General features: G+C 62.2%; 23 protein-coding genes and 1 tRNA gene. 11 read left to right on the top strand and 13 right to left on the bottom strand.

From position 1 onward, the window contains the following. Positions 1–14: 14 nt before the first annotated feature. Complete coding sequence (locus FNZ07_RS14415; RefSeq protein ID WP_091009050.1) at positions 15–1,415, bottom strand: pyridoxal phosphate-dependent decarboxylase family protein; 1,401 nt, start codon at positions 1,413–1,415, stop codon at positions 15–17. 340 nt (positions 1,416–1,755) lie between these two features. Between FNZ07_RS14415 and FNZ07_RS14410 the strand changes: the two genes are divergently transcribed. Next, positions 1,756–2,277 carry a GlcG/HbpS family heme-binding protein gene (locus FNZ07_RS14410; RefSeq protein ID WP_091009044.1) on the top strand — a complete coding sequence of 174 codons (522 nt, stop codon included), beginning with the start codon at positions 1,756–1,758 and terminating at the stop codon, positions 2,275–2,277. A gap of 28 nt (positions 2,278–2,305) precedes the next feature. On the opposite strand, the gene FNZ07_RS14405 is transcribed toward FNZ07_RS14410, so the two are convergent. After that, positions 2,306–3,220, bottom strand: a complete 915-nt coding sequence (locus FNZ07_RS14405; RefSeq protein ID WP_091009041.1) for a LysR family transcriptional regulator — start codon at positions 3,218–3,220, stop codon at positions 2,306–2,308. 170 nt (positions 3,221–3,390) lie between these two features. Here FNZ07_RS14405 and FNZ07_RS14400 point away from each other — a divergent pair, with 170 nt between their 5' ends. Together FNZ07_RS14400 and FNZ07_RS14395 are read left to right on the top strand one after the other, a co-directional pair. Then, a complete protein-coding gene (locus FNZ07_RS14400; RefSeq protein ID WP_091009037.1) occupies positions 3,391–3,723 on the top strand; it encodes a DUF4148 domain-containing protein in 333 nt (110 codons plus the stop codon). A 19-nt stretch (positions 3,724–3,742) separates the two neighbouring features. Beyond that, complete coding sequence (locus FNZ07_RS14395; protein WP_091009035.1) at positions 3,743–4,609, top strand: NmrA family NAD(P)-binding protein; 867 nt, start codon at positions 3,743–3,745, stop codon at positions 4,607–4,609. A gap of 66 nt (positions 4,610–4,675) precedes the next feature. Here FNZ07_RS14395 and FNZ07_RS34095 read toward each other — a convergent pair whose 3' ends face one another. After that, on the bottom strand, positions 4,676–4,888 hold the full coding sequence (locus tag FNZ07_RS34095) for a GDCCVxC domain-containing (seleno)protein (RefSeq protein ID WP_091009032.1): 213 nt from the start codon (positions 4,886–4,888) through the stop codon (positions 4,676–4,678). Between the two features lie 147 nt (positions 4,889–5,035). Between FNZ07_RS34095 and FNZ07_RS14385 the strand changes: the two genes are divergently transcribed. The 4 genes from FNZ07_RS14385 (at position 5,036) to arsH (ending at position 7,186) form a co-directional block, all read left to right on the top strand. Further along, entirely contained in the window at positions 5,036–5,368 is a 333-nt protein-coding gene (locus tag FNZ07_RS14385) for an ArsR/SmtB family transcription factor (RefSeq protein WP_091009029.1), read from the top strand. After that, positions 5,365–5,811 (top strand): ArsI/CadI family heavy metal resistance metalloenzyme, encoded by a 447-nt coding sequence (locus FNZ07_RS14380; protein WP_091009026.1) that lies wholly within the window; start codon positions 5,365–5,367, stop codon positions 5,809–5,811. The genes FNZ07_RS14385 and FNZ07_RS14380 overlap by 4 nt, the downstream gene beginning before the upstream one ends. Positions 5,812–5,827: 16 nt before the next feature. Further along, a complete protein-coding gene (locus FNZ07_RS14375) occupies positions 5,828–6,349 on the top strand; it encodes an arsenate reductase ArsC (protein ID WP_091009023.1) in 522 nt (173 codons plus the stop codon). A 72-nt stretch (positions 6,350–6,421) separates the two neighbouring features. Then, positions 6,422–7,186 (top strand): arsenical resistance protein ArsH, encoded by a 765-nt coding sequence (arsH, locus tag FNZ07_RS14370; RefSeq protein ID WP_091009020.1) that lies wholly within the window; start codon positions 6,422–6,424, stop codon positions 7,184–7,186. A gap of 209 nt (positions 7,187–7,395) precedes the next feature. On the opposite strand, the gene FNZ07_RS14365 is transcribed toward arsH, so the two are convergent. From FNZ07_RS14365 to FNZ07_RS14340, 6 genes are all read right to left on the bottom strand, one after another. After that, the gene (locus FNZ07_RS14365) at positions 7,396–7,776 is read right to left on the bottom strand and encodes a RidA family protein (RefSeq protein ID WP_091010864.1); all 381 of its coding nucleotides are present in this window, start codon (positions 7,774–7,776) and stop codon (positions 7,396–7,398) included. A 214-nt stretch (positions 7,777–7,990) separates the two neighbouring features. After that, positions 7,991–8,066 (bottom strand) — tRNA-Ala (locus FNZ07_RS14360). A 68-nt stretch (positions 8,067–8,134) separates the two neighbouring features. Beyond that, complete coding sequence (locus tag FNZ07_RS14355; protein WP_091010863.1) at positions 8,135–8,479, bottom strand: c-type cytochrome; 345 nt, start codon at positions 8,477–8,479, stop codon at positions 8,135–8,137. A 14-nt stretch (positions 8,480–8,493) separates the two neighbouring features. Then, the gene (locus FNZ07_RS14350) at positions 8,494–9,288 is read right to left on the bottom strand and encodes a BON domain-containing protein (RefSeq protein ID WP_091009017.1); all 795 of its coding nucleotides are present in this window, start codon (positions 9,286–9,288) and stop codon (positions 8,494–8,496) included. A gap of 20 nt (positions 9,289–9,308) precedes the next feature. Continuing rightward, positions 9,309–9,896 carry a phosphoheptose isomerase gene (locus FNZ07_RS14345; protein WP_091009012.1) on the bottom strand — a complete coding sequence of 196 codons (588 nt, stop codon included), beginning with the start codon at positions 9,894–9,896 and terminating at the stop codon, positions 9,309–9,311. A 124-nt stretch (positions 9,897–10,020) separates the two neighbouring features. Beyond that, complete coding sequence (locus tag FNZ07_RS14340; protein WP_091009007.1) at positions 10,021–10,527, bottom strand: YraN family protein; 507 nt, start codon at positions 10,525–10,527, stop codon at positions 10,021–10,023. On the opposite strand from FNZ07_RS14340, the gene rsmI reads away from it, so the two are divergent. After that, entirely contained in the window at positions 10,526–11,398 is an 873-nt protein-coding gene (gene rsmI / locus FNZ07_RS14335; RefSeq protein ID WP_091009004.1) for a 16S rRNA (cytidine(1402)-2'-O)-methyltransferase, read from the top strand. The genes FNZ07_RS14340 and rsmI overlap by 2 nt on opposite strands. Positions 11,399–11,481: 83 nt before the next feature. Here the strand turns inward: rsmI and FNZ07_RS14330 are convergent, their stop codons facing one another. After that, positions 11,482–12,090: a septal ring lytic transglycosylase RlpA family protein gene (locus FNZ07_RS14330; RefSeq protein ID WP_091009001.1), complete on the bottom strand. Its 609-nt coding sequence runs from the start codon at positions 12,088–12,090 to the stop codon at positions 11,482–11,484. 633 nt (positions 12,091–12,723) lie between these two features. On the opposite strand from FNZ07_RS14330, the gene FNZ07_RS14325 reads away from it, so the two are divergent. The 3 genes from FNZ07_RS14325 to FNZ07_RS14315 all read left to right on the top strand — a co-directional run bounded on the left by FNZ07_RS14325 (position 12,724) and on the right by FNZ07_RS14315 (position 14,564). Beyond that, positions 12,724–13,368, top strand: coding sequence for an MBL fold metallo-hydrolase (locus tag FNZ07_RS14325; RefSeq protein WP_091008998.1), 645 nt, complete (start codon positions 12,724–12,726; stop codon positions 13,366–13,368). After that, complete coding sequence (locus FNZ07_RS14320; RefSeq protein ID WP_091008992.1) at positions 13,365–14,015, top strand: 3'-5' exonuclease family protein; 651 nt, start codon at positions 13,365–13,367, stop codon at positions 14,013–14,015. The genes FNZ07_RS14325 and FNZ07_RS14320 overlap by 4 nt, the downstream gene beginning before the upstream one ends. A 90-nt stretch (positions 14,016–14,105) precedes the next feature. Continuing rightward, positions 14,106–14,564 carry an Lrp/AsnC family transcriptional regulator gene (locus FNZ07_RS14315; protein ID WP_074263115.1) on the top strand — a complete coding sequence of 153 codons (459 nt, stop codon included), beginning with the start codon at positions 14,106–14,108 and terminating at the stop codon, positions 14,562–14,564. Between the two features lie 18 nt (positions 14,565–14,582). Here FNZ07_RS14315 and FNZ07_RS14310 read toward each other — a convergent pair whose 3' ends face one another. The 3 genes from FNZ07_RS14310 to FNZ07_RS14300 form a co-directional block, all read right to left on the bottom strand. Beyond that, positions 14,583–15,797, bottom strand: coding sequence for a cation diffusion facilitator family transporter (locus FNZ07_RS14310; RefSeq protein ID WP_091010862.1), 1,215 nt, complete (start codon positions 15,795–15,797; stop codon positions 14,583–14,585). 251 nt (positions 15,798–16,048) lie between these two features. Beyond that, positions 16,049–16,348 carry an H-NS histone family protein gene (locus tag FNZ07_RS14305; RefSeq protein ID WP_091008989.1) on the bottom strand — a complete coding sequence of 100 codons (300 nt, stop codon included), beginning with the start codon at positions 16,346–16,348 and terminating at the stop codon, positions 16,049–16,051. Between the two features lie 396 nt (positions 16,349–16,744). Next, positions 16,745–17,407, bottom strand: a complete 663-nt coding sequence (locus FNZ07_RS14300; protein ID WP_091008986.1) for a HugZ family pyridoxamine 5'-phosphate oxidase — start codon at positions 17,405–17,407, stop codon at positions 16,745–16,747. Positions 17,408–17,508: the final 101 nt, after the last annotated feature.

Genomic DNA, 17,508 nt, shown 5'->3' with positions numbered 1-17,508 from the left:
CGCAACGATGGCATTCATCGCAACGCTCCAAGCGCCCGGACCAACGAGTCGAACACGCGATCGACGTCCTGTTCGTCGGTACGCCAGTTGCAGAACGCCGCACGCAGCCCCCAGGTGCCCTCATAGACGGTCATGCTAACGAAGGCATCGCCGAGATGGCGCACCGCGCGCACGTACGCATTGATGCGCGCCTCGTCGGGCTGCTCGGCGAGCGTGAAGCACACGACGTTCAGCCGGGTCGGCGCCAGAAGTGCAAGGCCCGGTTGCACGGCAATCCGCTCCCCGAGCCGATGTGCCAGTGCGATGTTGCGGCGGACGATCTCCGCGTGCCCGTCGCGGCCATAAGCGGCGAGCGCGAACCACGTCGACAGTGCGCGCAGACGGCGGGAATTCTCGGGCGTCAGATGAACGAAGTCTGGATTGTCGGTCGGTACGCCCAGGTACGCGGAACTGTTCTGGAACACACGCACTTGCAGGTCGCGTCGACGGCTGAACTGCACCGCCGCGTCATACGGTACGTTGAGCCACTTGTGCAGATCGATACAGATCGAGTCGGCTTCGTCGAGGCCGCGCACCAGTGCCGCGTGATCCGGCGACAGTGCCGCGAATGCGCCGAACGCCGCGTCGACATGCAGCCAGAACCGGTAACGCGAACGCAGCGCCGCAATGGCCTGCAAGTCGTCGTAGTCGACCGTGTTGACGGTACCGGCGTTCGCGACGACGATCACCGGCTCGCCTGCGTACTGCTGCAACGCGGCTTCGAGCGCGTTTAGATCCACGGCCTCGCGATCCTTCAGCGTCGGGATTTTCTGCACCGCGCGCCGGCCGATGCCGAGCACGGACAGCGCCTTGTAGATGCTGGAGTGCGGTGCGCCGGACAGCACTCTGACGGGCGGCAGCATGCTCACGCCGTCTTCGGCGATATCGACGCGATTCGGGCACTGTTCGCCGAGCCATTCGCGGGCGATTGCAAGGCCGACGAGGTTCGACATCGTCGCACCGCTGACGAGCACGCCCTTCTGCGCATCCGACAACCCGAACAACTCGCGCAGCCGCGCGACGGTTTCGCGCTCCAGATCGGGCGCCGCGCTATCGATGCCGGCCGTCGGATTCTGGTCGTACACGCTCGTCAGCCAGTCGCCGGCAAGCGCTGCCGGCGTCGCGCCGCCCGTCACAAAGCCCAGATAGCGCGCCCCGGCGCTACCGGAGAACCCCGGTGCCCAGCGCGTCAGGAAATCGTCGAGCGCCGCGTCGAAGCCGGGGCCGCTCGATGGCAGCGGTTGCGGCTCGACGGGCTTCGGTGCGAGCGCGGCTGGGCGCTCGTCGATATGGTCCAGCACGTCGAGCGCATGCTCGAGCGTACGTTGCAGTACTGCTTCGATGCCGACGAGGTCGTGTGAAAGTTTGGCGTCCATGCAATCCGTGGGGGTCGAGTGGAGAAAATGCGATCGTCACGCGCGGGGGCGCAACGTCGCGTACCAGAACACTAGCGCAGTCGCGCTGATTGCGGCGCCGGGCGTGCAAACGCCGCTCCAGCCCAAACACGACTGCCGCGCAAAACTGATGTTCCATCGAGTGCTGTTCTTTCGCGCTATCGCCAGCGATATAGTGGCTCGTCGGTAAGCAGCCTCTCTCGTACAGAACGAAGCAAGTCGGCGCGCTTCCATGGCTACCCGATACGCGCTTCGATCTTGTACACGCTGTTGCGCCATGCTGCCCGAGCCGCCCCACCATCATCCACGCGGGATATACATCATGAAACGACTATTCGCTCTGTCCTCACTCGCCATGCTCGCAGCATTCACCGCACCGGCGCACGCTGAAGCGCCGCCGCCCAGCGGCTATCACTACGTGCTGCCGCTTGCGCTTGCAGTCGAAGCGGCGCAAGAGGCCGTCCGCGTATGCGAGGCGAAGAATTATCGGGTGACGGCAACGGTGCTCGATATGGATGGCATCCCGCAGGTTGTACTGCGCGGCGATGGAAGCACCGTGCACACCGGCGAATCGAGCCTGCGCAAGGCCTTTACCGTGGTGACTCTCGGGCCTGAATTCGGCTTCGACAGATCGAGTGGATTCTTCGAGCTGGTTAAAACGAATCCTTTTGCTCCGCAACTGGCCACCGTTCATAACGTGATGGCATTGCCGGGCGCCGTCGCGTTCAAGGCAAACGGCGAGATTGTGGGCGCGCTGGGCATCGGTGGCGCACCGGGCGGCGACAAGGATGAAGTCTGCGCTCAGGCCGGTATCGACAAGGTCGCGAATCGCTTGCCGCATTGATGGATGTCGGGCGAACCGTCGCAACCGGCTAGCTCGTCCTCGTCAACGCAACAATGAAGTCGAGAAACACCCGTGTTTTGGCCGGCGTATGGTGTCGCGACGGGTGATACGCATAGAACGGGAAGCGCTCATCCGGCCAGTCTGGGAACAGATTGACAAGGCGCCCTTCACGGATCAACGGTTCCGCTCCGAGCAGCAGCATCTGCGCGATGCCAGAGCCGGCAAGGCACGCGTTCAGGAGTGCGCTCGGATCGTTCACCGTGAGCCTGCCATTCGTCTCGACAACCAGTTTTTTGCGCTTGCGATGAAACTCCCACGGGAACGGTTTTCCGGTTTCCGGGTTGCGAAACTCGAGACACCGGTGTTGCCCGCGCCCCAGATCTTGGGGCTCCGTTGGCCGCCCGCGACGAGCGAGGTACGACGGTGCCGCGACGGTGACAACGGGGGTGTCCAGAAGCTTTCGCGCGATCAGACTCGATGAGCGAGGTTCGCCGAATCGCAAGGCCAGATCGAAACCATCCACGATGAGGTCACCGAGTTGATCTCTCGCGATGAACTCGATTTCGAGTTCGGGATGCGCGTCCATGAATTCGTCGAGCTTCGGGCTCAGCGCGATTCGCAGAAAAGCCGGATCGAGATTGATGCGCAGTTTTCCGCGTACCGTCGCGCCCCCGCCGGCCGCAGCGGTGGCGGCTTCTTCCATGCCCCTCAAGTGCGGCATGACCTGCTCGTAGAACCGTCGGCCCTCTTCAGTCAGAGAAACCGCACGGGTCGTCCGGTTGAAGAGCCGTATGTTCAGGCGCTTTTCGAGTCGCGCGATCGCGCGGCTCACCCCGGGTGGCGACATGCCCATCATGTCCGCCGCCGCGGCAAACGTTCCTGCATCGACGACGGCGGCAAATACGCCGATACCGCTGGAAAGATTCTCGCTGGACGATCTCATGGAGGTTGCATCCTGGTCATTGCACCGTGCGACACGCAGCCCACCATAACTCATTCGTAACTGGAAGTCATTTCACAAGTGTCACTCGTGACATTTAGTTTCTCATCGCGTTTGTCCACAATGCATCCCAACGGTAGGTCACTACCTCAACGAATCAAAGGAGCATTGCCATGAATACCCGTCATCTCACACTGGCTCTCGCAGCCGTCATCGCCTTTCCCGCGGCTGGATATGCTCAGGAATCCGGCTCGACGATCACACGTGCGCAGGTGCGCGCCGAACTCGTGCAACTGGAAAGCGTGGGCTATCGGCCCGGTCGCGTTAGTCCGAATTACCCCACCGACATTCAGGCAGCCGAAGCGGCTGTGGCCTTGCAGAACGGTGCCGGGACGAACGTCAGCAGCGGCATAGGCGGTGCGCGCAGTGGTTCGTCGGCTTCGGGCAATCGTGTCGTTGCGAATGCGCCGTTCGGTTCAGTCGGTTCGCTCTACGCGCATCACTAATTCGCCCGGAGAAACAGCAATGTATGCAATCACAGGAATTACAGGGAAGGTCGGCGGTGCGGTAGCGCGCACGTTGCTCGCAGCGGGCCAGCCGGTGCGAGCGGTTGTACGCGATGTCGCGCGGGCGCGTTCGTGGGTCGAGCGCGGGTGCGAAGTCGTGACCGCCGATATGGACGACGCCGCAGCGCTTGCCGCCGCGTTCGAGGGTACGCAGGGCGTCTTCATTCTGCCGCCGTCGGACTTCGATCCGTTGCCGGGGTTTCCGCAGGCACGCGCGGTCATCGACGCAGTGAAAACGGCGCTCGCATCGGCGCGTCCCGGCAAGGTTGTCTGCCTGTCGACGATCGGCGCGCAGGCCACCGAGACCAATCTGCTCACGCAACGCACGCTGATGGAACAGGCGCTTCGCGATCTACCGATGCCTGTGACGTTTCTGCGTCCGGGCTGGTTCATGGAAAACGCCGCGTGGGATGTTGCACCGGCGCGCGATGAAGGCGTGATCCAGAGCTTTCTGCAGCCGCTCGACAAGGCCGTGCCGATGGTCGCGACCGCGGACGTGGGTCGGGTTGCTGCGCAGCTGCTTCAACAGAACTGGCACGGTGTGCGTACCGTTGAGCTCGAAGGTCCGCAACGTGTGAGTCCGAACGATCTGGCCGCGGCGTTTGCGCAGGTGCTCGGTCGTCCGGTTCTGGCGGAGGTGGTGCCGCGCGAAACGTGGGATGCGCTGTTTCGCTCTCAAGGTATGAAGGAACCGTTGCCGCGTATGCGCATGCTTGACGGGTTCAACGAAGGGTTCATTGCTTTCGAGGGTGAGGGAGGCGATATCGTCAAGGGTGAAGTGGGGCTGGAAACTGTTTTGCGGGGTCTTGTTTCGCAGGCGGGTTGACGCTCAACAGAAGTCGGCCAGGTCATCTCCGGGTGCTGCTTGCTGCAGCACCCGTTTCTGCGTTTGCTATCTACAGCATCCACGTTCTAGCTGGATCGATGGGCACGGCACTGAACCGAAGGAGCAGAACACGCAGCAATCGCCCGGCTTTGGGCGCAACAGTGCCTTGCAGTTCGAGCATTCGTAGTAAAACTGGCAAGCATCCGCGGGCATGGTTTCTTGCCTGGCAAAGCCGCAGTGTGGGCAGGTCAGGATGGATTCCAGAACGGCTGTACTCATCGAGGTTTCACTCCTGCAATGCGGACAGGCAGGCTATGTCCACGGTGGCTTTGATCATAGCCTGCTCGCACTGCCACCCATCGGGACTTCATTTCTATATTTCAACAATACTTGAAATATAGAAATGAATGCTCTATCGTTCCGGGCATGGACTCGAACCTCGTTGTACGCGCTCTGAGCGCGCTCGCCCATGAATCGCGCCTTGCGATCTTTCGTCTGCTGGTTGTAGCCGGCCCCGACGGCATGGCCGCCGGCGAAATCGCGCAGCAGCTTGGGCTTTCCCCTTCCAGTCTTTCGTTTCATTTGAAGGATCTGTCACATGCAGATCTCGTGAAGCCGCGACAGGACGGACGTTTCGTCATCTACACCGCGAACTTCGACGCCATGACGGACCTGATTGGTTTCCTGACGGAGAACTGCTGCGCGGGCGCGACCTGTGCCGCCAGCGATCTCTCAAACTGCTGCGGAGACACACCATGAAGCGCATGCACATTCACGTTGCGGTCGAGAGCCTGAACGACAGCATCCGGTTTTACAGCGCCATGTTCGGCAACGTCGAGCCGACCGTTCTCAAAACCGATTACTGCAAATGGGAACTGGTGGACCCGGCGGTAAATTTCGCGATCTCCAGGCGCGGTGCGAAACCGGGCGTCGATCACATCGGTATCCAGGTTGAAACCGACGCGGAACTAGCCGAGATGAATGCGCGCTTTAGCGCTGCGCTACTGCCAGTAGAGTCGCAGATAGGGACGACCTGCTGCTATGCCCGGTCGGACAAGGCATGGACGGTCGATCCGCAGGGTGTCGCGTGGGAGACGTTCAGAACCCTCGAAGCCGCGCCGGTCTATGGGCACTCGCGCGAGCAGCCGGAAGCGCACACGCAATCGTCGACCGCATGTTGTGCGTCGGCTAATCCGTCGTAACACTTCGGAGCGACACGTGAGCGATAAACCTTATTCGATCCTCATCCTCTGCACTGGCAACAGCTCGCGCAGCATCATGGCCGAGGCGCTGTTTAACGTCCTTGGAAAGGGTAAGTTTCGCGCGTATAGCGCAGGCAGTCACCCATCCGGCGCAGTGAATCCGTTCGCGATCGAGCGTTGCGAATCACTCGGCTATGACACGTCCCAGCTACGTAGCAAAAGCTGGGGCGAGTTCGCGACGCCCGATGCACCGCACATGGATTTCGTCATCACTGTCTGCGACGACGCTGCGGGCGAAGTCTGTCCGATCTGGCCCGGCCACCCGCTGACAGCGCATTGGGGCTTTGAAGATCCTGCCGCGTTCGAGGGCAGCGACGAAGACAAGCGCAACGTGTTCAGCAAGGTGTATCGGCAGATCATGAACCGCGTGAGCCAGTTCGTGAACCTGCCGCTGCACGTGCTGGATCACAACGCGATTCAGCAAGAGATGCACGCTATCGGCGAGAGACCGGCAGAGGAATCAGATGAGCAGCGTTGATATGAAGCGAAACATGGCATCGAAAGACGATCGCTATGAGCGCGATCGACAGCGAACGATGGAGATCGCTAGATGACGCAGTATCTTCCTAACGTCAGCGCTCCGCACCTGGACACACCGGACCTGCACAAACTCGAACCGGTCACCGTCTCGCAACACGCTCCGCGCATTCTCCTGCTCTACGGCTCGTTGCGGCCCACATCGTACAGTCAGCTTCTCACGCTGGAAGCCGAGCGCATCCTGCGCCATTTCGGCGCGGACACCCGGGTCTTCGATCCGCACGGCCTGCCGCTCGCTGATAGCGTGTCCGCCGATCATCCAAAAGTGATCGAGCTACGCAAGCTTTCGGAGTGGTCGGAGGGGCATGTATGGTGCAGCCCGGAGCGTCACGGCACCCTGACGGCTGTATTCAAGAATCAGATCGACTGGTTACCGCTTGAAAGCGGCGGTGTTCGCCCGACGCAAGGCCGCACGCTTGCGGTGATGCAGGTATGCGGTGGCTCGCAATCGTTCAATGCTGTAAATGCGCTGCGCGTGCTCGGCCGATGGATGCGCATGGTGACCATTCCGAATCAATCCTCGGTAGCTAAAGCATGGACGGAATTCGACGCGGACGGGCGGATGAAACCATCGGCCTATTACGATCGCGTCGTCGACGTCATGGAAGAACTGTTCAAGTTCACGCTACTGGTGCGCGATCGTTCGGACTACCTCACGGACCGCTATAGCGAGCGGAAAGAAGCACATCCTGAGCTTGCCACGACACTCGCGGCTGCCGCCATGAATCAGGAAGCGTTAATCGCCAATGCAGACACCGACGACAGCGAAACGCAGTGACAGCGACGGCCGCAGCGCTGTCGCGTCATGGGCGCTCGCAGGCGCGTCGACAGGAAGTCTCAACATTGCCAGCATCCATGGCTCCATGGGAATGGCCAAGGTTGAGAAGACTACGTCGAGCGTCAAGGCGATCCCGGTAAGGCCGCGGGAGATTAGCAGTTGAGCGTGCCACTCATCGACCGCGCAGCCATTTGCCTCGACGAATAATTCTAGGCCTCCGCAATCGCAGCAATAGAAACCTTAAGCCCCGGAATACGCGCAGGCAGTTTGGCTCCCTGACGAGCCGGTGGATCGGCAGGAAACCATTTAAGCCACTCCTCATTCATGCCAGCAAAGTCGTCTTCGTCCGCCAATACAACCGTAACGCTGACAATCTTGCCTAGCGAACTGCCTGCTTCTTCCAGGATCGCCTCTATGTTGACCATGCACTGCCGGGTCTGCTCCTGAATAGTGGCGCCCTTGATCGCACCTGTCTCCGGATCGACGGGAGCTGTACCGGAGACGAAGATCAGGCCCGCGGCTTTGACTGCCTGGCTGTAGGTTGGCGGCGGTTTGGCCGCTTTTGGTGTAAATACAATCTGACGGGTCACCTCGCTCTCCTTCGTGAAAGACTGTTTTCCAAGACTATCGATGGAGGCGAGCGGCGGCAATTGCTAACGCGCAGAGCGGGCGCGATAGCGCACAAAGGACAGGCTGTCTCCAGTGGAACTCGAAGAGCCAGGTGCCTGTTGCCGGAGCGATGAAACGACAAAGCCGGCACAAGGCCGGCTTTGTCGTTTCATGCGGAACTACGAGAAATACGTTTGGTGGAGCGGATGAGGATCGAACTCACGACCTTCGCATTGCGAACGCGACGCTCTCCCAGCTGAGCTACCGCCCCAACGACGTTGGGATTCTAGCACACGGTTTTTGCGTTTTGCCACGCGCCCAGCCAGCGCTCGGACAGTCTTATTTGGCCGGTGCGCCGGCTAGCACCCAGTCGACAACCGTGCGGATATCGGCATCGCTCATCGACGGATGGGAGGGCATCGGAATCACGCCCCAGACGCCCGACCCGCCGTCCTTCACCTTGCGCGCCAGCTTCGCCCCGGCCTGTGGATCGCCCTTGTACTTCGCGGCGATCTGCTGGAACGCCGGCCCAACCAGTTTGCGATCCACCGCGTGACAACCCATGCACGCATTGCGGCTGGCAATCACCTGGCCGGCCGGCGCATCGGCCGCGTGCGCAACCGGCACGCAGGCCACAACTAGCAGCGCCGAACACATCCATCGAGCCAATCGCACACCGCGCATCCCGACCGCCACGCTCATTTTTGCGGCGCAGCCGGATTGCCCGGCTGTACGGGGGTCGAGTTCGTCACCGGCGCAGGAGCCTGCTGCTCAAGCGGACGCGAGCTCACCGACGAATCCGGCACGGCGCCAACTGTCGGTTCGCTCGCAGCCGGCTGCGCGCCAGGCGCTGCCGGTGCCGATGCCGCCGCTGCCGCAGCGGCCGCTTCCTGCGGCTGGATGTACTGGAACACCTTCACGACCTGCACGACACCGGGCACGCGGCTCGCCACATCGGCGCCGCGATTGCCTTCGTCGACGGTAACGAGGCCCATCAGGTACACGATGCCACGCTCGCACACCACCTTGTAGTTGTTCGCGGAGATGTTCTTCTCTGCGATCAGCGCGGTTTTAACCCGCGTTTCGAGGTAGGTGTCGTTGCTACGCGAGGTGTACGCACTGGCCGCCTGCACCGCGAGTTCGTTGGCAATCGAATTCACGTTGTTGATACCGCGCACCAGCGTGTCGGCTTTCTGCTTCGACGCATCGTCGGGCACTTCACCGGTGATCAGCACGCGCCGGTTGAAGACCGCCACATTGATGTGCGATGCGTCCGGCAGATTGCTGCTGAGCTGGGACAGCGCCTTCACCTGAATCTCGCGGTCCTCGGTCTGCGCGCCGAGCGTGCGACGGTCGGTTGCGAGTAGCGCACCGCCGCCGGCCGCGCCGGCCACAGCCAGCACACAGCCCTGCAAGGTCGCGGCCAGTCCGGCTGCGAGGCTCACCACGAGCGTGGTACGTACAAGCGTTCTTTTGACGCGGATTGCGCTCATCAACAAACTCTCCTTCTGGGTCAATCTTCGCCGAGCAACATGGCATCGATGCCGTCGCACAGACAATGGATGGTCAGCACATGGACTTCGTGGATACGTGCGGTACGCGCCGACGGCACGCAGATGTGAATGTCGGTGTCGCTCAGCACGTCGTTGATCGCGCCGCCGCCGTTGCCGCTTAGCGCGATCACGACCATTTCGCGCTCGTGTGCGGCGTCGATCGCGGCCAGCACGTTGGCGGCGTCGCCCGCTGCGGAAAGCGCGAACAGCACGTCGCCCGGCTGACCGAGCGCGCGGACCTGCTTCGAAAAGATCTGCTCGAACGCGTAGTGACTGGCGATGGCGGTCAATACGGAGGAATCGGCGGTCAGCGCAATGGCGGGCAGCTCCGGCCGCTCGCGCTCGAAGCGGCCGAGCAGTTTGGCGGCGAACTGCTGCGCGTCGGCGGCGGAACCGCCGTTACCGCACGCGAGAATGCGATTACCGTTGGCAAGCGCGGCGAACATCGCGTCGATGGCCGCGGCGATCGGCATCGACAGCGCTTCGATGGCTTCGTGTATCACCTCCGCGCTTTCGCGGAAGTGCTGTTGAATGCGTTCGACTGACATCGACTCTCTATGGTGTGCTGCGTCGCGGCCGCATCGCACGCGGCCCGTGTTGTGAAGATCGGGCGTTCATCCACCCCGTTCGCGTCCGCAAGTTTAGCGTACTCGTGCGCGGTATCCGGCAGGTTTAGCGGTCGTCGGCGCGAAATGCGTCGCGTAGCCAGATCAGCCGACCTGCTTCGAACGCAACGACGTCGAACCGGCAGGCGGGCATCTCGCCGTTCTGGTGCACTAAACGAGTCGCCAGAAAAAACTGCGCGGCGCGCAACAGCCGCTGCCGCTTGTGCCAACCGACGCTCGCCGCTGCACCGCCGTAGCGGCGCTGCGCACGCGCCCTCACTTCGACGAATACGAGCGTGTCGTCGCGATCGCGCATCACGAGATCGATCTCGCCGCCGCGGCACACGACGTTGCGTGCCACGAAGCGCAACCGTTGATGCTGCAGGAACACCAGCGCATGTGCTTCAAATGCCGCACCGACGAGCTTCGACCCGCGCTGCCGCGGAAAGTTGTCGCCGGTGGACTGAACCCGTGCGGGCGTGGGCGCGCTCGCGCTCGCGACGCGGTCCGGGGCGCGCGTGGCTGCGTGGCACAATGGCGGCCTTGCTTCATCTGTCTGCGGGTTCCGTCTCATGACTCCTCTCTCCGAACTCGCGCAAGGGCAGCAGTACCCCGCCCCTGCGCTCTATGTCGTGGCGACGCCGATCGGCAACGTCGCCGACATCACGTTGCGCGCATTGCACGTGCTCGGACTCGCTGACCGCATCGCCGCCGAAGACACCCGCAACACCGGCCAGCTGCTCGCGCGCTACGGCATCTCAAAGCCGCTCGTCGCCGTGCATCAGCACAACGAACGGGCCGCGGCGCAACGCATCGTCGAATACCTGCAGGCCGGCGAACGCGTCGCCTACGTGTCCGATGCCGGGACGCCGGGCATTTCCGACCCCGGCGCGAAACTCGTCGAAGCGGCGCGCGAGGCGGGCTTCCCGGTCGTTCCGCTGCCCGGCGCCAGCGCGCTCGCCACCGCGTTGAGCGCAGCCGGCGACTGGGCCGAGACGTTCTCGTTTCTTGGTTTCCTGCCGCCCAAGGCAAAGCAACGCGCGACGATGCTGCAGCCGCTCGCAGGACATCCGTACGCGATGGTGTTCTACGAAGCACCGCACCGCATTCTCGAAACCGTGTCGGCGCTCGCCGAGGCGTTCGGCGGCACGCGGCGCATGCTGATCGCCCGTGAGCTGACGAAGTTACACGAGGCATTGCACGTGAGCACCCTGGCCGATGGACCAGCATGGCTCGCCGCCGATCCAAACCGGCAACGCGGCGAATTCGTACTGGTGGTCGAGGGGATGACAGCGCAGGCAACCGGCGAAGCGGATCACGACACGCTGCTGGGCCTGCTGCTGGAGGAACTGTCGGTGAGCAGTGCCGCGCGCGTGGCGGCTTCGATCACCGGTACATCGCGCAACGCGCTCTATACGCGCGCACTCGCGCTCAAGAAAGACTGAAGGGCCGCGAGAGGCGGCCCTTCAGGGAGACATCTGGCGACCACGAGGCAACTCGGTAGTTGCCCGCGATCCCACGTTCCAGCTTATTTCGGCGAATTCGCCGCCAGTATTTCGTTGCGTGCGGCTCTCGCTTCCTGCTGCGACAGACCTTCGATCTTCACGCGCGCCGTACCGGCGTGCTGCAGGTCCAGTTCGAGCGCAGCTGCGTAGGACAGGTCGATCACCCGGCCGCGCGCGTACGGCCCACGGTCGTTGATGCGCACGATCACAGAACGCGTTGTGGTCGGGTTCGTCACGCGCACATACGAGCCCATCGGCAGCGTGCGGTGCGCGGCGGTCAGCGCGTGCATGTTGTAGCGCTCGCCGCTCGCGGTACGGCGGCCGTGGAAACGCGGGCCGTACCAGGAAGCGCGACCGGTCTGCTGGAAATCCGAGACATCCGGTCCGCCTTCGGTCAGCGGTTCGGCATCGGCAAGCGACTTGTCGCCCGCCTTCGCGTCGGCGCCGGAAGCCGGCCCACCGAACGCGGCGCCGTAAGCGACCGGCGCGGTCAGGTCACTGCCTGCATGCGCACTCCGGGTGCTGAGCGGCGTGTTGCTTGCCTGATCGGCGGGGCCAGGAGGCATCGCGCACCCCGCCAGCACAAAAAAGGCAAAAAAACTCCCGATACGTCGGGGCAACCGAGTTTTCATAAACGTGCATTCACATTGTCGAGCCGCATCACGCGATAGCTGCGTGTTGCATGCGACTCCGGCGGCAAGGCAAAAGCCAACGCCTGCGCGAGGCGCAGAACGTCGTAGCCCGGATGCGGCAATTTCTGCCGCTACCGCACGGTTAGTTTTCACGTCTGGCGCAACCTGTCCCCGGCAGCCTGACCAGACCCCACATGCCGCCATCGAACGTGGCAAACACGTTCTTGAGCGCCGACAACCTTGGCGCCCAGGAACAGCGGCGTAGGCCCCACCCAGCGTCACGGCAGCTAGGCCGTAGCAGGCGCGTGGCACCTGGCTGGGTAAGACGTGTGCATCGAAACCTGTCGATGCTGGATTTGCCGTCGACAACCGACGGCACTTGCTTGACGGCGCCCGCTCGTCCTTTCAGATCAGGGTTCGGGTCGCCCAGTGGCGGCACGGTTTCCCGTGCACAAGGTCGCCATTATACCCAAAACACATCGGCGCCCTCCCAAACGAGGGATAACCCCATGAATCTTTACTGAATTTTTATCTACGACGCGAAAAACGCGCCTGCTGCGCCGACCTCTTGCGACAACCGGCGCGGGCACGGAGCGGCCGGTACAATCGCAGTTTTAGAGCCGCGCGTACGCCATGAAAGTCACCTTGATACCGGTCACCCCGTTCCAGCAGAACTGCTCGTTACTCGTCTGCGAGGCAACCGGCCGCGCAGCCGTCGTCGATCCCGGCGGCGACCTCGAGATCATCCAGGGTGAAGTCGCGCGGCAGGCGGTCACGGTGGAAAAGGTGCTGCTCACGCACGGCCATATCGATCACTGCGCCGGCGCGAAAACACTCGCGGGGCACTACGGCGTACCGATCGAAGGTCCGCATCCGGACGAGCGCTTCTGGCTCGACAAGCTGCCCGATCAGAGCACCCGCTTCGGCTTCCCGGCCGCTGAAGCATTCGAACCGGACCGCTGGCTGCATGACGGCGACACCGCAAAGTTCGGCGACGAACAGTTCGAGGTGTATCACTGCCCCGGCCATACGCCCGGCCACATCGTGTTCTTCAGCCGCACGCACCGGCTTGCGCTGGTCGGCGACGTGCTGTTCGCCGGCTCGATCGGACGCACCGACTTTCCGCGCGGCAACCACGCCGACCTGATCCGCTCGATCCGCGAAAAGCTCTGGCCGCTCGGCGACGACGTGACCTTCGTGCCGGGCCACGGTCCCACTTCGACGTTCGGCGCGGAGCGCCAGTCCAATCCGTATGTGGCGGACGGAGTCGGCGCATGAGCGAGGAAATCTACGTCAGCACCGACGTCGAAGCCGACGGCCCGATTCCCGGCCCGCACTCGATGCTGAGCTTCGCTTCCGCCGCCTACACCGCGGACAAGCGTCTCGTCGCCACCTTCTCGGCCAACCTCGAGCTGCTGGAGGGGGCCACGCCGCATCCAGTGCAGGAAGCGTGGTGGAAGACACAGCCGGAAGCGTGGGCCGCCTGCCGGCTCGACCTGCAACAGCCGCAAGCCGCGCTGAACAAGTACGTCGAATGGGTCGAGGCGCTGCCGGGCAAGCCGGTCTTCGTCGCGATGCCGGCGGGCTTCGATTTCACGTTCATGTTCTGGTACATGATGCGGTTCGCCGGCCGCTGTCCGTTCTCCTGGTCCGCGCTCGACATCAAGACGCTCGCGTTCGCGATGACGGGCTTGCCGTATCGCAAGTGCATCAAGCCGCGGCTGCCGAAACACTGGTTCGACGATCACCCGCATACGCACGTCGCACTCGACGACGCAATCGAGCAGGGTGCGTTGTTCTGCAACATGCTCGCCGAGCTACGTGCGTCGCAGGCCGCCGGCGCCACAGCCGCTGTCGCAAACGGCAGCGCGGACACTGATGGGGACGGCTCAGCACAAAAAGCCGCTGAGCGCGGCGCAAATTAGGGAATCTCCCTCATAACTGCCGGTATACATTGCGCTTCGTTTTCGCGGCCTCTACCATTTGGCTATACCGCGACGCACACGGAGGCGCAGTTGACACTCGATACGTTCTCTCAAAAGATCCTGCGTCTGCTGCAGCTGGACGCGCGCCGCTCGGTCCAGGAAATCTCCGATCAGGTCGGCTTGTCCAGTACGCCGTGCTGGCGGCGGATCAAGGACATGGAGCAATCGGGCGTGATCCAGCGCTATACAGCGTTGCTCGATCGGGAGAAGCTGGGGCTCCATGTCTGCGCGCTCGCGCACATCCACCTGACCCGGCACACGGAAGGCGGCGTCGAGCAGTTCGAGCGGGAAATCGCTACCTGCCCGGAAGTGACCGAGTGCTACAGCACGACCGGCGAGTCCGACTACATCCTCAAAATCGTCGCGCCGGATATCAAGGCCTACGACGCGTTCCTGCACGAACGCATCTTCAAGATTCCCGCCGTCGCGCAGGTTCGTACGAGCGTCGTGCTGCGGGAGATCAAGTTCGATACGCAGTTGCCGCTGTAAAGCTGGGGGACGTTTTCATCAGGCGACGTCGCGATGTTCACGCGCCAGTTTGCTCTGCGGCTCTGACAAAACCGTTGCTTTTAGCACGCTCAATCGTCGCGCACCCAGGCGCCGCTGTAGCTCCACGCGATCGATGCCGGCCAGCCAGGCCGCGTCGCCTTCGCTGCGGCCTTCCTCGCCAAGGTCCGGCGACGGCCGCAAAACCAGTTCGACATCGAGCCCACTGCTCAGATAGTGCAGATTGACCGCCTCGATAGCGACACCATGCCCGTCAAGCGCCGCGTTCAGTTCGCTAACGATGCGCTCGCGCGGCGGCAGATCGACGGGCGGCCGTGCGAGCGTGTCGTTCTCGGGGTCGACGTGAATCAGCGCGTCGAGCACGCGCGTGTCGGTCAACAGGCGCGCCCGCGCCGACTCGGCGATGAAATGCCCTTCCGATACGGAAATCAGCGGGTCGACGAGGATATGCGCGTCGACGAGCGCGAAGTCGCCCATCTTGCGGGTACGCAGTTCATGTACGTCGCGCACGCCGGGTGTGGCCAGCAACAAGGTGCGCAGACCGGTGGACGCCGCTTCGTCGAGCGCGCGGTCGGACAGGTCCTGCAGTGCGTCCCAGCCGAACACCCAGCCCATGCGCGCCACCATGAAGCCGACGATCGCCGCCGCGATCGGATCGAGCAGCCGCACACCCGCCAGACTGCCGATAATGCCGAGCGCCACCACCAGCGACGACGCCGCATCCGACCTTGCATGCCATGCGTTCGCGATCAGCATGGCGGAGCGCACACGTTGCGCCTCGCGCAGCATGTAGCGGAACAGCGCCTCCTTCGACACAAGTACAAGCACCGCCACGACCAGCGCGCTCAAATGAACGGCCGGAATCGCCTCGGGATCGGCGAGCCGGGTACCCGCGCGCCAGAGCATGCCGACGCCCACGGCGATTAGCAGCGCGCCGAGAAACAGCGACGCGACCGTTTCATAGCGACTATGGCCGTAGTTGTGATCCGCGTCGGGTTGCGCACCGCTATGGCGATTCGCAATCAACACGACAAAGTCGGATACGAGATCCGATAGTGAATGAACACCGTCGGCAATCAACGCCTGGGAATGCGCCAAAACTCCGACAATTAATTGCAATGCGCTCAATATCGCATTGAGCACGATACTCACAACAGTGGTTTTACGCGCGACCCGATGTTTCTCGCCGGATTGTGCGATAGCGGCTGCAGGCATAAAAATGAAAGCAAACTGGCGGTTGACGGTAACCGTCATTCTACCCGCGAGGCATCGCGAAAGATGCCTGATCGCTCGAAAATACCCTTTTAAATCAGCCGCTTACTGGAACACGAAGCATTCGTATTCAAGCCCTCATCACGTTCTGTCGCAGCGCCATCCGCAGTGCAACCGACCGACGATAAAAAACCGCGCTCCTTGCGGATAACGCGGTTTTATTGATGCTTCGCACCGTGAGGTGCGAACGGGCATTATTTCTGGATAAGAAACTTCTCGCGATCCAATCCTGCGATCCACCGCGGCGGTTTGCCGCGGCCCGACCATGTACTGCCGCTATCCGGGTCGCGATACTTCGGCGCAACGCCTGCCCGCGGGCGGCCAGCCTTGGCGTGCTTGCCGCGACCGCCACCGAGTTCGGCCAGGGTAATACCGTAGTCGGTCATTTTCTGCTTGATCTCGTTCAGCACTTCGGCATATTCGCGTGCCTTGGCTTCTTCGATCTGCTTTTCCAGCTTCTCTCGCTGAGCGAGAAGGTCCTTGTAGGAAGACATAGTTTGCCTTGTGGTTTGGATAAATGGCTGCCGATCTTAAGCGGGCTTGCCGTTTGAAGGTTGTCGTGCCTCGGAATTTGCAGGCGAGATTAACACAAAATCGAAAGAGGGGAAAAGATCGCTTTCCGAAATTAATTATCTTTTGTTTCAAAGTGCTTCGACGAGTACTGAGACGATGTTAAGAAACTTTCATTTCGGTAGATTCTTCGTTCATGCAAACCGACTGCATATTTCAGATAATTGGATTATCAACTCCCAAACCATGAAAATTAATTTGCCATTTATGCCTCAACTTTTCACGGCATGAGAGTTTGTGAGCGATGAGACGCAACAAAATGGGAAATTGCTTCACTTCGGACGAAATAAACAGAATGCTCTGTCCAGTCATCGCAATATTCAGGAGAGATGTCGCTCGATACAGTCGGCCAATGCGGCATGCAACGCATCTGAATCGCATTTCGGCACATCGAACATGAAGCGGGTCCGCTCGCCGGCGATTTTCAGATCCGCGCCGTAGCGATCGACGCCCGCCAGTACCAGACTGTCGACGCGCTTCGGGTGAGCGTCGAAAAAATCGGCGAGAGCGGCTTCCTCGTCGAGGGCAAGCGGCTCGAGGGGATCGAGATCCTGTGCGTCGAGCCAGCCCATCGCGCCGAATCCTCCTATATAGCGCAGCCGGTCGACGTTCATCGTCCAGAACGAAAAGTCGCCGAGTGCCAGATAGCGGGCAGCGTCCGGGTGATAGCGCAGATAGCGGCGCACCGACGTTTCATCGGGTTCGACCGGCTCGAACGCACCTAACAAGGTGACGCGCTGGCCGTTCAGCACGTCGCCGTCGGGCGCGTGGGCGACCAGGAATCCGGCGCGCGGATCGGCATGCAGGTTGCGCGTGTGTTCGGCGAGACGACTCACGAGGATGGTCGGGCGATGCCGCAAATCCGGCGCAAACGGCAGGACCGACGGATATGGGAAACCTTGCGGCTCGCGCGCATGGGTGGCCAGCGTACCGACAGCGGCCTGGTGCAGCAGATGCAGCGGAGCGTGAGCGGGAATGTTCAAGTACGCGGTCCTCGGTGGGCGGAGGCGGGCGGCTTGCTGGGCCGGCCTGTTCAGACGTCCATATTAGTTCAGGCGGCTCCGCCATAAGACTCACCTGGGCA

The organism is Paraburkholderia megapolitana (genome assembly GCF_007556815.1).
In the GTDB taxonomy this organism is placed as follows: Bacteria; Pseudomonadota; Gammaproteobacteria; order Burkholderiales; family Burkholderiaceae; genus Paraburkholderia; species Paraburkholderia megapolitana.
This window is presented reverse-complemented; position numbering and strand designations above follow the sequence as displayed.

What these genes read in the sequence shown, in the direction of transcription:
- FNZ07_RS14310 (WP_091010862.1), bottom strand. Translation starts at nt 15,797, where the DNA reads ATGCCTGCAGCCGCTATCGCACAATCCGGCGAGAAACATCGGGTCGCG.
- FNZ07_RS14395 (WP_091009035.1), top strand. Translation starts at nt 3,743, where the DNA reads ATGTATGCAATCACAGGAATTACAGGGAAGGTCGGCGGTGCGGTAGCG.
- rsmI (WP_091009004.1), top strand. Translation starts at nt 10,526, where the DNA reads ATGACTCCTCTCTCCGAACTCGCGCAAGGGCAGCAGTACCCCGCCCCT.
- FNZ07_RS14330 (WP_091009001.1), bottom strand. Translation starts at nt 12,090, where the DNA reads ATGAAAACTCGGTTGCCCCGACGTATCGGGAGTTTTTTTGCCTTTTTT.
- FNZ07_RS14385 (WP_091009029.1), top strand. Translation starts at nt 5,036, where the DNA reads ATGGACTCGAACCTCGTTGTACGCGCTCTGAGCGCGCTCGCCCATGAA.
- FNZ07_RS14305 (WP_091008989.1), bottom strand. Translation starts at nt 16,348, where the DNA reads ATGTCTTCCTACAAGGACCTTCTCGCTCAGCGAGAGAAGCTGGAAAAG.
- FNZ07_RS14350 (WP_091009017.1), bottom strand. Translation starts at nt 9,288, where the DNA reads ATGAGCGCAATCCGCGTCAAAAGAACGCTTGTACGTACCACGCTCGTG.
- FNZ07_RS14355 (WP_091010863.1), bottom strand. Translation starts at nt 8,479, where the DNA reads ATGCGCGGTGTGCGATTGGCTCGATGGATGTGTTCGGCGCTGCTAGTT.
- FNZ07_RS14340 (WP_091009007.1), bottom strand. Translation starts at nt 10,527, where the DNA reads ATGAGACGGAACCCGCAGACAGATGAAGCAAGGCCGCCATTGTGCCAC.
- arsH (WP_091009020.1), top strand. Translation starts at nt 6,422, where the DNA reads ATGACGCAGTATCTTCCTAACGTCAGCGCTCCGCACCTGGACACACCG.
- FNZ07_RS14380 (WP_091009026.1), top strand. Translation starts at nt 5,365, where the DNA reads ATGAAGCGCATGCACATTCACGTTGCGGTCGAGAGCCTGAACGACAGC.
- FNZ07_RS14400 (WP_091009037.1), top strand. Translation starts at nt 3,391, where the DNA reads ATGAATACCCGTCATCTCACACTGGCTCTCGCAGCCGTCATCGCCTTT.
- FNZ07_RS14415 (WP_091009050.1), bottom strand. Translation starts at nt 1,415, where the DNA reads ATGGACGCCAAACTTTCACACGACCTCGTCGGCATCGAAGCAGTACTG.
- FNZ07_RS14345 (WP_091009012.1), bottom strand. Translation starts at nt 9,896, where the DNA reads ATGTCAGTCGAACGCATTCAACAGCACTTCCGCGAAAGCGCGGAGGTG.
- FNZ07_RS14325 (WP_091008998.1), top strand. Translation starts at nt 12,724, where the DNA reads ATGAAAGTCACCTTGATACCGGTCACCCCGTTCCAGCAGAACTGCTCG.
- FNZ07_RS34095 (WP_091009032.1), bottom strand. Translation starts at nt 4,888, where the DNA reads ATGAGTACAGCCGTTCTGGAATCCATCCTGACCTGCCCACACTGCGGC.
- FNZ07_RS14410 (WP_091009044.1), top strand. Translation starts at nt 1,756, where the DNA reads ATGAAACGACTATTCGCTCTGTCCTCACTCGCCATGCTCGCAGCATTC.
- FNZ07_RS14320 (WP_091008992.1), top strand. Translation starts at nt 13,365, where the DNA reads ATGAGCGAGGAAATCTACGTCAGCACCGACGTCGAAGCCGACGGCCCG.
- FNZ07_RS14405 (WP_091009041.1), bottom strand. Translation starts at nt 3,220, where the DNA reads ATGAGATCGTCCAGCGAGAATCTTTCCAGCGGTATCGGCGTATTTGCC.